The sequence below is a fragment of the Bacillota bacterium genome, assembly GCA_013314855.1.
Lineage (GTDB): Bacteria > Bacillota > Clostridia > Acetivibrionales > DUMC01 > Ch48.
Genome location: JABUEW010000013.1, coordinates 35302 through 50686 on the forward strand (window position 1 = coordinate 35302; position 15385 = coordinate 50686).

A 15385-nucleotide genomic window follows, 5' to 3' on the forward strand; every position below is an offset into this window, starting at 1 on the left:
TGATGCTTAAGTCAAATTATAGCAGAAAAGCAGAACATAATCTACCAAGTAAGAATTGTGAAATTGCTTGAAAAAATCCAATTATTTTGGTAAACTTTAGTATAATAACCTCTACGCTATTCATCATTGGAACAGGGGCTGATTTGTTGGAATACCAAGGATATGATATTTATGAGGATGGCAGCAAAACTATTGTTAAGAATATAAAGGATTTTAACCCGGTCCATATATTTGAATGTGGACAGTGTTTTCGTTGGATAAAGGAAGACAACGGCAGTTATACGGGAGTAGTAAGGGATAAGGCGGTTAATGTAAATTATGATGGGAAAAAGCTTATAATAGAAAACTGCTCAGTTAGAGATTTTATAGACTTGTGGTACCATTATTTTGACCTGGGCAGAGATTATTCACTAATAAAAGACATACTTTCCAAAAAAGACAGCATAATGAAGAGAGCTATTGAATTCGGCTACGGTATCAGGCTTCTACGCCAGGATTTGTGGGAAACCTTAATATCTTTTATTATTTCAGCTAATAACAGAATACCAATGATTATGAAAGTTGTTGCATCCTTATCTGAAAATTTTGGTAAAAAGATAATGCTCGGTGATAAAGTTTATTATACTTTTCCTGATATTGACAGGCTTGCAACTGAATGCATTGATGCACTTCAAATATGCCAAGGGGGTTTTAGATGCAAATATATTGCAGAGACATCAAAGATGATAAAAAACGGAGAAATTGATCTCTATAACCTTTACAGGGTTAGTACGTATGAAGCGGGAGAAATACTTAAACGACTTCCTGGTGTAGGGCCTAAAGTAGCCGACTGTACATTGCTTTATAGTGGTATAAAATATGATGTATTTCCTACCGATGTATGGGTAAAGAGAGTAATGGAAGAATTATACTTTCATCGTATGGCTTCATTTAACGAAATACAGGAATTTGCGAGAAACTATTTCGGTCCCCTTGCAGGTTTTGCACAGCAATATCTTTTCTACTATGCCAGGGAGAATAAAATAGGTGTAGGTAAATTTAAAGGTCAAAAGTAACCCATGTACTTATAAAGTAAATATTATAATACATAATAAAATATATAAAGGGGAAGGTAGACATGTACTGCCTGGCAATAGTAGATTCCGGCAATTATGCATACAGGCTTTACAGTATAATGCGCAATAAGGGTTATGATGTTGAAGTGGTATCAACACCCTGTAAACTTGCAAAAAGCGGTTGTAGTTATTGTATAAAATTGCCTTTTGAATATAAAGATTTAATTGTTAAAGAAGGTCTGGAGAATAACATATATGTCAGGGAAATATATAAGGTTACAACATTGGATTGCAAAAATGTTTATGAGAGGATTAAGTGAATACTATGGTAATAAATGGAATGAACTATCTTAGACAAGCAATATTAAAGGGTTTTGCAAATTTAATTGATGATATTTTTGATTTTTGGAGTATTCTTGAGAATTATTGCAAAATACAGTGTCTGCAGTAAATAAACGGCTCTGAAATTTGTTGTTAAGCACACCGCGCGGTGATATAATTAACTTGCAGCGAAGAGAGATGTTAAACTTAAGTCCTGAAATGAGCGGATAAACCTATAATTTTGAACCTACAGCGTTAATACGGGAGTCCGGGTTTATAGGTGGATGCCAGGCCCCAACATAATTCCGTCATCTGGTGTTAGCCGGGTGCAACGGCTGGGGAAGGTTGAAGCCTATAACAGGACACCCACCTAGCAGAGGCTAGGTGTCAAAATATAGGGGAACGCCATTTTGGGGTTTATTATAACAAGAGAAGCCTGCTTTTTGAAGGTGGGCTTTTCTTGTAACCCAAATATTAATAGAATTTTCAGGAAATATTTATTTCTTCCTAAACCTTTTAATTTTTTCAAACTTTTTTAGCCGCATTGTTTTTTTTATTTTACATTCATCATTATTGCTATTGTTATTTTTATTATCTACAATTTCAGTATATGAACTATGGTGTTTTTCTGATGCATGTTGTCTTATATATTCCTTAAATTTTTCCGGTTTGCCTGTAATTTGTTTGAGTTGCTTTAATTCATTTTCTAACAAATTTAATTTTATCGAATATCTTTCCTTTTCCCTTATTAAATTTTTTTGAATAAGTTCTAGTTCTCTAATTTGGTTTTTCAAAGTTTTATTTCCTTCGGTAAGATTATCAATACCTTCTTTCAAATATTTAAAAGAATCTACAATCATGTTTTTCAGACTTTCCTGGGTTGAACTAACATTATTGTTACCTAAAAAGTCCTGGTAAAACGCAAGTTTAAGTCCATTGGCAAAACTTCCGGGAATATCTCGTATTGCAATTCTACTGAGTTCATAAGGGATATTTGTATTATATGAGATGCATAAAAGTTGCCGCCCTGCAGGAAAATTATATTTTGCAGGTTTACTCCAGGAATTTCCTTTATTATTTGAAAAACAATAATATATTATATCATTTCTGACCCAATAAATTATAACTTTTTCATCAAGACAAAGAATTGAAGAATTTTCAAAGGGATATACAGAAGAATGTATTACTGTTTCATCGGACCATATGCTTTTATCCGGGATTTTTTGCTTATATACCAGTTCATAATACCTGGGACTACGTTTTTGAAAACAAATATGTATTATATTTGAATTGTCGACTATAGCTGATGGAAAATCACAATTGATACCCGGACCGGTTACAGGTATGAATTTACTCCAAATATCTTGTTCTTCAGAAAAAAGTCTATATCCCAGCTGCATATTCGTAGTATCGGTAGATTGGTAAAAAACATATATGTTACCTGATTTGTCCCGTATGGCTGAGTACGGCAAGTTGTTATTGTAAACATAATCTATTACCTTTGGGCTTCCAACTGTCCCATTTATAAGCATTTGGTGAGTAAGCAGCACATTATTGTTATAAAGTAAAATATATAGGAAATGAATATTGTCGTTTGCAGGGATAAGATAAAAATGCTTATTATATAATGATGGGGATTTGCTGTTTAGTATTGGTAACGTCATTATTGACATTTCGTCAAATTTTGAATAAATTATATTTCCGTGCAAATCCTGATAAATTAAATGAAAACGCTCATCATCCATGGCAGCATAGAAATGTTGATATGCTTTTTTTTCTATGGAAATCGGTTCTGTCCATGTGTTCCTTTTTGTCAAATTGCTATAACATATACCAAGTTTTACATCATGGGAAAAATTCCATATTTTGCCTGAAAACTGTTTGAACACGTACTGCTTATTACTAAAATTATACAATCTGCATCACCCTTTTAATACCTCGGTCAAATAATATCTCAAGTCTTCCTAATTTATATATATGCTGTACATATATAAAAAAATGTACCTGGTTATAAGCAATTTAAAACTTGTTAACAAAAAAAAATAATCACCAAAAAACAATATAAACATATTATGAAAATGAGAGAAGTGATTATAACATATTCCAAATAAAGGAGGATGTGTCCATGAGTTATAATAATGACGAAGTAGTTGCCGGTGCATTATGTGAAAGGGACATTGCAAAAGTTAAGGAAGCTGTTTGCGTACAAGTGGAAAAAGTGTACGATTCCTGCAAGGAAAAAGACTGCATTGAAGATGCTAAAGTAATGTTTTGTCACCAAGACTGTATACAAAAGATAATTAATAGGGCAATAAATGTAAAGTGTAGAAGGGCAGAAGTAATTGATGTATATACAGATGTAGAGCCTGTACCATTTAAACGCGGTTTTTACAGTGTTGATGTAAAGTATTTCATTAAGGTTACTCTCGACTTCTTTGTGCCTAAAAAGAGATGCGGAACAAAAATTGTTACTATACCTGGAATTGTAATATTTGATAAAAAAGTTATACTTTTTGGTTCGGAAGGCAATGTAAAAATATTTAAATCCCGTTTTGTAGAGCATGGTATTGATACACCTATTAAATCGGCATTACAACAAGACAATTTGCCGGTAGCCAAAGTGGAGGTTGCTGAACCCATTTGTCTTAGCGCAAAAATACAGGATTTAATGGATAAGTGTTTTGAAGAATGTTGCTGCATTGAGCAATTTCCGAGAGGAATCGTAGAATACCTTGAGATGGAAAGCATAAATGATAATGATATCTTTGAAGAAGAGGAGGAAGAAGATAGGCACTTATCAACACGTAGGGTGGTAGTGACTATAGGGTTGTTTTCCATTATAAAGCTTGTGAGGAATGTACAGTTGCTTATACCTGCATTTAACTTCTGCGTGCCGAAGAAAAAATGTGTTGCAGCAACAGAAGAAAATCCTTGTGAACTGTTTGAGACCATAGAATTTCCTGTTGACGAATTCTTTCCGCCGCAGAAATTTGACTTTCCTCGGGCATTGGAGGAAGAAATGGCCATGCAGGGAAAGCAAGAAAAAGAGGATTAGGAAACCGAAGACAACGAAAAAGCCGCCCAATATTTCCGGGCGGCCCGTTTTATTGATAATATAATATTACATTGCTCTCCCGGGTATTACCAGGTCTACTAATCCATATACAAGCGCTCCTATTATTGCACCCCACCAGGTGACATTAAATCCTGCTACAAAAAATTGAGTTACATATATAATTACTGCAGCAAGAATAAATCCTGTTATTCCTCTTCCAAAAGGTGTCGCGTTTACACCCAGTAGTTTTAGTGCAACATAATCAAGGGCTGCCAGGACAACAGCACCCAGCAAAAGAGGCCATATACCGGCTATGGTAAAACCTGGAGTAAGTGCTGCCGTAATGGCTAGTACTATAGCTCCTACAACCAATCTTATTATGAAATGAGTTATGTTGAAGGTTTCTGTCCCTGGATTTTCATATTGGTTATCCATTTAACCACGTCCTTTCTGTTTTGGCTTAGTACTAGTATTTATAAATATTTAAATATTTATTCATTTAACTCACTATTAACTTACTGTATTTACTTTATCGGTGGCTTTTGATAAAATTAATCAAAAAATTATATAATTTAATTAATTTTTTATGGCTTAAGTGGTGGTATAATAAGGTCGTAGATTATAATTATATACAACTTAAGAAGGGAGTTTTTATGTTCCTTAAGGATTTGTTAGAAGATGCAAAGTCAATTGCAAAAAGGGATCCGGCTGCAAAAAGTGTAGTTGAGGTAATATTATTATACTCCGGGTTTCATTCAATAGTTTTTCACCGGATTGCTCATTGGTTTTATAAAAAGAAGCTATTTTTTGTAGCAAGGGCAATATCACAACTTAACAGATTTATTACGGGTATAGAAATACACCCTGGAGCAAAGATTGGTAAAGGTTTGTTCATAGACCATGGTATGGGTGTTGTAATTGGGGAAACTGCAGAAATAGGAGATAACTGTACCATATACCATGGTGTTACTCTTGGAGGTACAGGCAAGGAGAAGGGAAAAAGGCACCCAACCATCGGAAATAATGTATTGATAAGTGCAGGGGCGAAAGTATTAGGACCTTTTAAAGTTGGAGATAATTCTAAAATTGGTGCAAATGCTGTTGTGTTATGTGAAGTGGAGCCCAATACTACTGTTGTTGGAGTCCCGGGAAGGACAGTAAGAAGGGGTGAAACAAAAATTGCACCTTCAATAGAGTTAGACCAGATACATATACCTGACCCTGTTGCGCAAGAATTATGTAAACTTAAAGCGAGACTTGACCGTCTAGAACAGGCTATGGCAAAATTAGAGGACAATGATGAAGTATAAAAATTAGAATTACCCACCATTAAAATGACGTAATCCCTGCACTTTAGTGCAGGCATTGTTAAGTATAAATGTTATAATGATTTTCAAATGATAATATTAAAATAATAATTATGATAGAGGAGATAGAAATGAAAATTTATAATACTTTGACCAGAAGAAAAGAAGAGTTTTGTCCAATTAACGATAAAGAGGTACGGATTTATTCATGCGGACCTACAGTATATAATTATGCCCATATAGGGAATCTCAGGACCTATATATTTATGGATATTTTAAGGAGAGTACTCCAATATGAGGGTTACAAACTCAAGCATGTTATGAATATAACCGATGTGGGGCACTTGGTATCCGATGCTGATGAGGGTGAAGATAAGATGCTTAAGACAGCAAGGGAACAGCAAAAATCACCTTGGGAAATTGCCGATTATTACACCAAAGTATTTTTTCAGGATATTGAGGCCTTAAATATACAGAAACCTGAAATAATACCTAAAGCAACGGAACATATAAAGGAAATGATCGAATTTGTTGAAGGCCTGGTTGAAAAAGGCTATGGATACGAAACCAGTGATGGAATATATTTTGATATAGGGAAGTTTGAAGGATATGGAAAACTTTCTCGGATAAACCTTGATGAACAGATGGCAGGTGCAAGGGTTGAGGTTAATGAAGAAAAGAAGCATCCGGCAGATTTTGCTTTGTGGAAGAAAGCCCCGAAGGAGCATATAATGCAGTGGCCAAGTCCCTGGGGCATGGGTTATCCCGGGTGGCATATTGAATGTTCGGCCATGGGAAGAAAATACCTAGGGGACTTTTTTGATATCCATACGGGTGGGGTGGACCATATTCCTATTCATCACGAAAATGAGATAGCGCAATCCGAAGCCCTTTTAGGTAGACCTGCAGTTAAATATTGGATGCATGGCGAGTTTCTTTTAGTGAACAATGGCAAAATGTCAAAGAGCCTGGGCAATACTTATACAATATCCGATTTAAGGTCGAAGGGATTTAACCCTCTCACCTTCAGATATTTTTGCCTGAATGCCCACTACAGGAACAAGTTGAATTTTACATGGGATGCTATAAAGGCGGCCCAGATAGCCTATGATAGACTGCTTGGCGGAGCTTTGACTCATAAAAAAGCAGGTTATGAGGAAAATGAAGTGAATTCGGCGGACCCGGAAATAATTGATACCTTTAAAAATGAGTTTGAAGAAGCTATCACTGATGATTTAAATATACCCAAGGCAATGGGAGTTGTCTGGAATGTTATTAGATATGAAAAGAAATCCAGGGACTTATTTGACTTATTAGTAGATTTTGACAGGGTATTAGGGTTAGATATAGCAAAGGCCGAAGAAAAAAAGGAAGAAAAAGGGGAAGATGCGGAAGGATTAGAATTAGATGAAGAAATAAAAGAACTTATTGAACAAAGACAACAGGCCAGGAAAGAAAAGAACTGGAAGGTGGCTGACGAAATAAGGGATAAGTTGAAGGATATGGGCATATTACTTGAAGACACCCCCCAGGGGGTTAGAGTAATACGGAAAGATAAGGATATGAATTAATGGTGTAGGGCAATGTATACGTGATTAATAATGAAAATAGAGAAGTGAAAATATGATTGAGGATTTTTTTAAAAATATGTTTGCAGAAATTGATTTAAAGAAACAGGATATAAGGGAGTATTCCCCTCTTGTGCTTGCTTACTTGGGAGATGCCATATATGAACTTTTTATACGTACTTTAGTGTTATCTGAGGGGAACAGGTCTGTTTACAAGCTGCACAAGCGCTCAACAGAATATGTAAAAGCAAAGGCTCAGTCCGGTACAATCCATAGGATTTTGGAGTTTTTGACTCCCGAGGAGCAGGAAATTGTTAGAAGAGGCAGAAATGCAAAGCCGGGTACAGTACCGAAGAATGCTGATATTGTAGAATATAAATATGCTACGGGACTTGAAGCGCTGCTGGGGTATCTTTATTTGAAGCAGGACTATACCCGCTTGATGCAGGTTTTGAAAATGTGTATATAGTATGTTGTAAGATTAAACTTTAGGAATATTATGAAGGGAAATGGAATGTAATAATATGGAAAGAGAAAACATTAGAAAGCAGAATGGCAACGGCAACCTTGACATTCTGGAGGGAAGAAATCCGGTTATAGAAGCGATTAAAGCTGGTAGAAGCATTAACAAAATACTTATCGCGAAAGGAGAAAGAGAGGGTTCGATTAATTACCTGGCAGCTCTTGCTTCAGAAAAGAGGATTGTGGTACAGGAAGTAGATAGGGCAAAGCTTGATAAAATATCTGTTACAGGATCACACCAGGGTGTTATTGCATATGTTTCTGTAAAGGAGTATGTTGAAGTTGATGATATATTGGAAATTGCCGGTTCAAAGGACGAAGAGCCTTTTATTCTAATTCTTGATGGAATAACCGATGCCCAAAACTTAGGGGCAATATTGAGGACAGCAGATGCTTGTGGGGTACATGGAGTAATAATTCCAAAACGCAGGGCAATAGGACTTACTGCTGCAGTTGCCAGAGCTTCGGCAGGAGCTGTTGAATATGTTCCTGTAGCGAGGGTTACTAATATTGCACAAACAATAGAATATTTGAAAAAAGAAAATATTTGGGTAGTCGGTACAGATTCTTCAGGAGATAAGTCTTTCCAGGAAAGTGATTTAAGGGGACCTGTTGCAATTGTTATTGGCAGTGAGGGAGAAGGAATGAGCAGATTGGTGGCTGAAAAGTGTGATTTTATTGTAAATATCCCCATGAGAGGATATATTAATTCCTTGAATTCATCTGTAGCTGCGGCATTAGTAATGTATGAAGTATTAAGACAAAGAAACGGATGAGGATTGGGAGCAAATGGAGTACCTGCTTGTGGACGGATATAATATTATTAATGCCTGGAAAGATGTTTTCGACCTCAATAGGGAGTCCCTTGAAGAATGCAGGGAAAAGCTCCTTTATATGCTGTCTAATTATGAAGGATATAAGAGAATAAAGATCATTGTAGTATTTGATGCTCATTTGGTAAGTGGAAGCAAGAAGAAAGTTGAAAAGTATGATAATATTATTGTAGTATTTACAGGAGAAAACCAGACTGCGGACAATTATATTGAAAGGTTTGTCTATAAATTGGGGAATGAGCATACCATAAGAGTTGCAACTTCAGACTACCTGGAACAGACTATAGTCTTGAGAAACGGTGGGGCCAGGATGACGCCCAGGGAATTGAGGAAAGAGATTGAAGACGCCCATAGAAGTATGATAAAAGATTTTAGTAAAAATCAGTATAGTGAAAAAAATACCATAATGTCCAACATAAAGCCGGAATTGGCGGATTTGCTGGAAAAAATAAGGAGAAGCAAGTTGTAGAATATGCAAAGGAGAGTTTCTAAATGACCGAACCACGCTTGTATACAAGTAATAAGGAGATAGATAATATCAAAAAGTTTTTGAAACAATATGACTGGTATGCGGATGCTTACCAAAACATAAAATCCAGTGTTGATTCAATGTTGAAGAAAGGTTTCGAAGTTCCTAAAGAAAGCGGCTTTGTATTTTTTGATTCATGCTCACGGGATAATGCCCGCTTAATATTTGATCCGTACCGTCCAAATGACCATATTTGTCCTGTTTGCGGTATGAATTACAAGGATAAACCTTTTCAGAGAGCATGGGTTTTGAGTTATCACTCGTGGCTTTCACAAATGAGCATTCTTTTAGGAATTGTTTACCTGATTGATGGAGACGAAGCTTATGCAAAGGCGTTGAGAACTATTCTGCTTGATTATGCAAAGTATTACCATGAATACCCAAATAACGACAATGAACTTGGACCAACCAGGGTATTTCAGTCAACGTACATGGAGTCGGTGTGGGATACATATCTTGCAGGTGCTTATGATATGGTAAGGAGCAGTCTCTGCTTTACAAAAGATGACTGCATTGTAATAGAAAATGATTTATTCCGCGCTTCGGCAGAGATTATTATGGATTATGATGAAAAAATGAACAACCGGCAGGCATTTAACAATGCTGCTATCTGCTCCATCGGATTTTTGCTGGAGGATCGGAAATTGATTGATTATGCCCTCTATGGTACACACGGGTTTATACCACATATGAATAAATCCGTGCTTGAGGACGGTTTGTGGTATGAGGGGGATAACTACCATTTTGCCACATTACCGTCTATAGTAAATATCGCCGAAGTCTGCAGGCATAATGGATTGGATTTTTATTTACAGGAATTTAACGGGCACAGCATTAAGATGATGTTTGAAGCGCCATTGATGTCTCTGCAGCCGGATTTGACATTTCCTTCGAGGAAGGATTCCAGATATGCAAACCATATAGCCCAGAGGTGGTATGCCGGGTTATATGAACTCGCTTATACCCGTTATAGGGACCCATTATTTGCTAAAATACTGAAGATAGCTTATTCCTATAATCCGCCGAAAGGTTTTGACCCACCAAGCGCGGCAGGAATAATGGATGTCTTCAGGGCAGAAGTGGCAAGACGGAACAGGCTGGATTGGAGAGGATTCCTAAATGCAACACCTGAGCTTGGTGAAGATAATGGACTGCCTGTAACCCGTAGCATAAATATGACGGGAACAGGACTTGCCGTATTAAGGAAGAACAACAGCCAAACTTATGTAAGCCTTGATTATGGAAGATACGGAGGGGGGCACGGACATCCTGACAGGCTTAATCTGAATTTCTTTGCCGGTGGACACAGGTGGTTGTCAGATTGGGGTACAGGAAACTACTATTTTGATCATCTCCATTGGTACCGCTCGACAATAGCCCACAATACCGTTGGAGTTGACGGACATCCTCATATGCAGGTTGATGGGAGGTGTAACCTGTTTCAAGAGACTTCGATGGTTTCCATAGCTTCTGCTGAAGTTGTAGGGATTGCACCGGGTGTTGACATGAGCAGGACTGTCATACTGCTGGATAATGACTTGCTGTTTGACTTCGTAAGCGTAAATTCCAATGAGCCGCACCAATACCATTATGCACTTCACAGTTTTGGTGAACTGGTGTTAGAGGAAGAAAACCTGGAACCTGCCCAACTGCATGGCGATAATTATTCATTTATAAAGGAAATATACAGGTACACTACCGGAGACAACTGGAGTTCAAAATTTCAGAATAAAGATGCATCGTTAGTCATTAGAATGATCGGGCAACCGGATACTGTTATTTACAAAGGAAAGGCTTATGGACCACCGGATCAGATCCCTACCTTATTTCCAGTACTTGTTGTAGAAAGGAATAAAACGGCAACAGATTTTGTTACTTTAATGGAATCGGTAGAATCTAAAAATGATGCATTGGTTTTGAATTTTTCCAAGTTAAACGAAAGTACTTTTTGTATAGAGTGCAGGGATAACATCCGGTATGTCATTATAAAAGCCGAGGAAGGGTGGGCAGTTTTAATATATAACAAGAAAAATCTTGTAAGTCTTCACAGCTTTGGACTTAAGGAAGTTCAGGAGTATATGAAATTTATGATTCCTTTAAGTCATTTTGAGTGCATATTTGAAGAAAACGAATGTCGGGTGGTGGTACCTGAACTATTTGGAAACATTACATTTTCAGCTGAATTGATACAGTCCTACTTGATGAGCAAGAACAAGGTATTGGTAAACGGTAAAAATGTTGCGTTGGTAAGAGTAGGAAATGCGTATGTGGTTAAACAGGATGGTAAGAGATATGCAAAGGTAGGAAAAAATAAGCTTTTTGTCGGTATAGAAAACTTGATCGATATAGAACTGTATAACTTTACTAATGATGTATGGAAAGAAAAAGTACAGCTTGATTTGCCAGCGGGTTGGGAACTGTTAAAAACTCCTCATATTAATGTTGCGCCTTTCTCGACAGAATTAATCAAAGTTGCTGTTATTTGTAATAACACTGAATTGTTATCAACAGGAAATGAAACATGTAATATAAGATTCAATCCTACAGGGGATATTTGGAATTTTGAAGTTGGCAGCCCGGTTGAGATTGATGAGTGGATACCGAGGGGCCAAGGAAGATTATTTAAAATTTTTATTAAAAATGTCACTGATCTACCTGTAAAAGTTGAATGCTCACTAGAGAAAGAGTCCTTTGTAATTGATGCTTCAAAAGCAAAGGAATTGGTTATACCTTTTGAGATGCTCGATATTGATCCGGACCAGGAAAGCATATCAATCCCATATACACTCAAGGTCGGGTCATATATAATCAACAGGATTTATTCAAAAGCGTTGACAAAAGCGGTATGGATAAAGAGGAATATACCCATTGATTCCTTTGCTTGGAAACCTAACATTCATTTACAAAACGAGTCACAGGTAAGAAGAGGGGAAAAACACTGGGAAGGTCTAAATGATCTTTCGGCAGAAGCTATGGTTTGTGCAGATGACAAAGGTCTTATATTAAAAGTCAAAGTAAAAGATAACTGCGTACTATTTAGTGGAGGGAAATTCTTCTTTGATAATGATAGTATACAGGTTTATTTTGACCGAAGGACTGAAAAATACAGGAATGTAGACAGCATTACACCGGGCGTCTACGGCTTTGTTGTGATTCCTGGGGTGTTCGATAATTCTTCATCAATAAAAGCAGTCGGTACTGACATAGGCAATTTGGACAGCATAGGTGTATCTACCTACCTGACCGCAGACGGGTATGAAATGCTGTTGGACATACCGTGGGAGTGCATAGGAGGTAGGCCCGAAAGTGGTGATCTGTGGGGATTCGACTTAATTGTCAACGATCGTGATTCGGGAGTGCGCAGAGATCTGCAGATGGTTTGGTCAGGCTGCATGCCTGGGGAACGGACCTACCTAATGCAGCAGTATCATAATCCTAAAAGATTCGGGTTGCTGCTTTTTTAGCGTATATATATATAATTTATAAAAACCCTAATATCTGGGAATTAAATTACTATACGCTGGGGTTTGGAAAGGGGATTCCCCTTTCCCGTTTTAAGGAGGGTGCTTAAGGATTCTGCAATAAATATGATAAGGCAGAATCCGTCGAAGGGAACCATAGGGTTCCCTAGCGAACAAGAAAATTTGCTTCGATGTTCAAGTCATGAGCGAAGCAAATTTTCTTGGAGGAAGGGTAATACACGGCTGTCCAGTCCTGTAGCTTCGAAAATGGACTTAGGACGGGGGCATCCATTTATTGTTGCTATCATAATGCCTTCACTTATGGGGCTGTATGCAAAATGCAAATCCAAGTCTTTTCTTGTATATCTGACCCAGCGGGTGTATGCTCCCATTTGGGAAGTAATTTTATCTTTTAAAGTACTATCTTCAACAAAACTTACAAACCTGTTTATATCTTTAAATTCCGAACTTGATTTAATATGAGCAATAAAGCCTGCAGAAGTCAGTATAATGTCTTTCGGATCGAAAGATTTTGCAGGACCTTCATAGTTATAAAAGGAAATCATTATAAAGTTTTTAACTTTTTCAACTTTAACAGTAGCTCTCCGTCCATGGTTTGTAAGTTCCAGAGGTTTGAATGCCATATACACAGGTCCGTCCTTAACAAATATTGTACAGGGTTTAATGCTTTCTCCTTCAAGACTGGACAATTTATCAGTACCCAGCCATATTTCCTCTATGGTATTGAAATGGCATGGCATGATAATTGATAATTTCATACTGGAAATATTGTTGGCTTCAAAATGTTTGGGTTTATAAACAACCATAGCACAATCCTTATACTGCAGACCAAACTTTCTTCCTTCATCTCTAAATGATTCAACACCATGCACGCGGCCGTTATAAACGTTTTCTACGCCTGGTATTTTTTCATTTATAATATATCGACTGAAAACCACGCCTATATCTTCTAAATGTGAAGCCGGAACCTTTTTTCTATATACTGTATAAAAGGATTCACTGGCTGCGCCATCATGGAACTGGGAATAAGCTGTGCCAATTGCAAAATCCTCTGTCATATAAGTTGTATTAGGTCCGGAATAAGCTGGGTATTCAATTTTACAATCTTCATATATATATTCGGGGGATGGCAAGCACTCGGAAGTGGTTATGACATTATATGGAAAAGCTTTATTGAGCAATATGTCGGCTAAATAATCCGGACAATGGCAATCTCCACTGCACAACCATGCAAGATTAGGCCACATTAGCGTTTCCAAACCGCAGTGAATTACCTGCTGTTTGTGAGGCGGAAACATGTTGGTTACCGGGTTGATAAATATTTTTTCACCAAATACCAGGTACAGTAAAGCCGTTAGATTATGCGGATGTCCCACAGAATCTACCATGTAAGCTCTTGAGTATGGTCCGGCAAGATGAGCAGTAGGTGCATGATAATGGGTGGCTATTTCAGCCCACATCCGTTCTTCACACTGCCTGGCCAGATTCTTTGCTTCATGATCCTCAATATAGTTAACTATTTCGGCTAAGGCGTGGGTAGATATAGGTGTATAAGTAGGACTGCCGTATTCCATTATTGTCCCGCAACGCATAAGTACTTCTTTTAACTGGTTTAGTTTTTGCATACCGGTTTTGAATGCTTCCTCGTCTCCAAACATTTCGCCTGCCGCCAACAGTGTAAACGTATTCATAGAAGCAAAATTATCATTGTACATAGTGAAATGGATTTTGTCACTTGCTGCACCGGGCAGGCTGTTCTTTACATAACCTTCCAGTTTTTCTACAGCCTTTTTTGTAAGCCTGTCTTTGTACTTCAAAAGGATCTGGAGAGATGTCATGGGTGTAAAATGGCAAACCTGAAGGGGGACTGCTTCTATTATCCTGTTTGCCCGGGTTATTGCATGTTCATCACCATCCAGTAGAGGCAGACAGTGCCACATTATCTCACGGAAGCCTGGTTCTCTTTCCTTGCCATGCCAATTTAGTTCATCGTCTATCTTGTCAAACATATATTTCCTGTATAATTCATAGATTTGTTTCCTTCGACTTTTCTGCAATTGGATATCCCATTCATGCATACTTATTAACTCCTTTCTTGACCATACAATATTATTTTAGGTGAATAAGATAGACACGAGTCTATACTGCTTTATGTAAAAAACCTTTAGTTTCACATGTAAGATTAATACGGTTTTTATCGGCAGTATGTGAATTTACCGTGAATGGCCTGATAAAAACTACATTTTCTCCTTCCTTAAAAAAAGCCGGACTTTTTAAATTGGATGAGAATGTTTGGTGATTGGGTATAGTGCTGCTTTGCTTGTCTACTTTTTGGGGAAAGTCCCTGGAATTTACATCAACCATATGTACAACCTCCTCTGAAGTTATTCCAAAGCATCCTTGTATACCTTTCAAAAGAAATAGCATTTTTATAAAAATTATATCATAGGCTTTACATAAAAAAATAGGAATAAATTAATATATTACATTGTTAATTTAACTCTTTATACCGGCACCATATGTCAGTAGGAATTTAACCAAAATTTGCAGTTCTACATGGTTTTGCAGGGGCGCATTTTATTTTTATGAAGAAAATGCTTCCGGTAACTAAATGCTCCAAGTCTTAAGAGCCTGTAAATTCACTTCGGGGCAAATCAAACTCGCAAAATAATTTGAATAGAATTTAATAATATTTCAATGTAATTATTTTGCT

General features: G+C 37.1%; 13 protein-coding genes and 1 other RNA gene. 10 read left to right on the forward strand and 4 right to left on the reverse strand.

Translation table 11 applies throughout. The features are described 5' to 3' along the window. The first annotated feature begins 146 nt into the window (after positions 1–146). The 3 genes from HPY74_03590 to ssrS all read left to right on the forward strand — a co-directional run bounded on the left by HPY74_03590 (position 147) and on the right by ssrS (position 1797). Entirely contained in the window at positions 147–1055 is a 909-nt protein-coding gene (locus HPY74_03590; protein NSW89761.1) for an 8-oxoguanine DNA glycosylase, read from the forward strand. A gap of 62 nt (positions 1056–1117) precedes the next feature. After that, complete coding sequence (locus HPY74_03595; protein ID NSW89762.1) at positions 1118–1375, forward strand: DUF3343 domain-containing protein; 258 nt, start codon at positions 1118–1120, stop codon at positions 1373–1375. Between the two features lie 209 nt (positions 1376–1584). Beyond that, positions 1585–1797: non-coding RNA, 6S RNA (gene ssrS / locus HPY74_03600), on the forward strand. Positions 1798–1873: 76 nt separating this feature from the next. Here the strand turns inward: ssrS and HPY74_03605 are convergent. Further along, positions 1874–3292 carry a hypothetical protein gene (locus HPY74_03605; protein NSW89763.1) on the reverse strand — a complete coding sequence of 473 codons (1419 nt, stop codon included), beginning with the start codon at positions 3290–3292 and terminating at the stop codon, positions 1874–1876. A gap of 209 nt (positions 3293–3501) precedes the next feature. Here HPY74_03605 and HPY74_03610 point away from each other — a divergent pair, with 209 nt between their 5' ends. Further along, positions 3502–4431, forward strand: coding sequence for a hypothetical protein (locus HPY74_03610; GenBank protein NSW89764.1), 930 nt, complete (start codon positions 3502–3504; stop codon positions 4429–4431). A 66-nt stretch (positions 4432–4497) separates the two neighbouring features. On the opposite strand, the gene HPY74_03615 is transcribed toward HPY74_03610, so the two are convergent. After that, positions 4498–4866, reverse strand: coding sequence for a phage holin family protein (locus HPY74_03615; protein NSW89765.1), 369 nt, complete (start codon positions 4864–4866; stop codon positions 4498–4500). Positions 4867–5084: 218 nt separating this feature from the next. Here HPY74_03615 and cysE point away from each other — a divergent pair, with 218 nt between their 5' ends. The 6 genes from cysE to HPY74_03645 all read left to right on the forward strand — a co-directional run bounded on the left by cysE (position 5085) and on the right by HPY74_03645 (position 12654). Continuing rightward, positions 5085–5741, forward strand: a complete 657-nt coding sequence (gene cysE / locus HPY74_03620) for a serine O-acetyltransferase (protein ID NSW89766.1) — start codon at positions 5085–5087, stop codon at positions 5739–5741. A 128-nt stretch (positions 5742–5869) separates the two neighbouring features. Then, positions 5870–7309, forward strand: coding sequence for a cysteine--tRNA ligase (gene cysS, locus HPY74_03625; GenBank protein NSW89767.1), 1440 nt, complete (start codon positions 5870–5872; stop codon positions 7307–7309). Between the two features lie 52 nt (positions 7310–7361). Beyond that, a complete protein-coding gene (locus HPY74_03630) occupies positions 7362–7775 on the forward strand; it encodes a Mini-ribonuclease 3 (protein NSW89768.1) in 414 nt (137 codons plus the stop codon). Positions 7776–7815: 40 nt separating this feature from the next. Further along, positions 7816–8604: a 23S rRNA (guanosine(2251)-2'-O)-methyltransferase RlmB gene (gene rlmB / locus HPY74_03635; GenBank protein ID NSW89769.1), complete on the forward strand. Its 789-nt coding sequence runs from the start codon at positions 7816–7818 to the stop codon at positions 8602–8604. 13 nt (positions 8605–8617) lie between these two features. Further along, entirely contained in the window at positions 8618–9130 is a 513-nt protein-coding gene (locus HPY74_03640) for an NYN domain-containing protein (protein ID NSW89770.1), read from the forward strand. Between the two features lie 23 nt (positions 9131–9153). After that, the gene (locus tag HPY74_03645; protein ID NSW89771.1) at positions 9154–12654 is read left to right on the forward strand and encodes a heparinase II/III family protein; all 3501 of its coding nucleotides are present in this window, start codon (positions 9154–9156) and stop codon (positions 12652–12654) included. A gap of 197 nt (positions 12655–12851) precedes the next feature. Here HPY74_03645 and HPY74_03650 read toward each other — a convergent pair whose 3' ends face one another. Both HPY74_03650 and HPY74_03655 read right to left on the reverse strand, forming a co-directional pair. Continuing rightward, positions 12852–14750 carry a hypothetical protein gene (locus HPY74_03650; GenBank protein NSW89772.1) on the reverse strand — a complete coding sequence of 633 codons (1899 nt, stop codon included), beginning with the start codon at positions 14748–14750 and terminating at the stop codon, positions 12852–12854. A gap of 61 nt (positions 14751–14811) precedes the next feature. Further along, positions 14812–15036: a hypothetical protein gene (locus HPY74_03655; protein ID NSW89773.1), complete on the reverse strand. Its 225-nt coding sequence runs from the start codon at positions 15034–15036 to the stop codon at positions 14812–14814. Between the last annotated feature and the right edge of the window lie 349 nt (positions 15037–15385).

Bases quoted from the DNA above. Each gene is read 5' to 3' on its own strand.
- HPY74_03615 (NSW89765.1), bottom strand. From the start codon at position 4,866: ATGGATAACCAATATGAAAATCCAGGGACAGAAACCTTCAACATAACT.
- HPY74_03655 (NSW89773.1), bottom strand. From the start codon at position 15,036: ATGGTTGATGTAAATTCCAGGGACTTTCCCCAAAAAGTAGACAAGCAA.
- HPY74_03610 (NSW89764.1), top strand. From the start codon at position 3,502: ATGAGTTATAATAATGACGAAGTAGTTGCCGGTGCATTATGTGAAAGG.
- HPY74_03645 (NSW89771.1), top strand. From the start codon at position 9,154: ATGACCGAACCACGCTTGTATACAAGTAATAAGGAGATAGATAATATC.
- rlmB (NSW89769.1), top strand. From the start codon at position 7,816: ATGGAATGTAATAATATGGAAAGAGAAAACATTAGAAAGCAGAATGGC.
- cysE (NSW89766.1), top strand. From the start codon at position 5,085: ATGTTCCTTAAGGATTTGTTAGAAGATGCAAAGTCAATTGCAAAAAGG.
- HPY74_03595 (NSW89762.1), top strand. From the start codon at position 1,118: ATGTACTGCCTGGCAATAGTAGATTCCGGCAATTATGCATACAGGCTT.
- HPY74_03640 (NSW89770.1), top strand. From the start codon at position 8,618: ATGGAGTACCTGCTTGTGGACGGATATAATATTATTAATGCCTGGAAA.
- cysS (NSW89767.1), top strand. From the start codon at position 5,870: ATGAAAATTTATAATACTTTGACCAGAAGAAAAGAAGAGTTTTGTCCA.
- HPY74_03650 (NSW89772.1), bottom strand. From the start codon at position 14,750: ATGCATGAATGGGATATCCAATTGCAGAAAAGTCGAAGGAAACAAATC.
- HPY74_03630 (NSW89768.1), top strand. From the start codon at position 7,362: ATGATTGAGGATTTTTTTAAAAATATGTTTGCAGAAATTGATTTAAAG.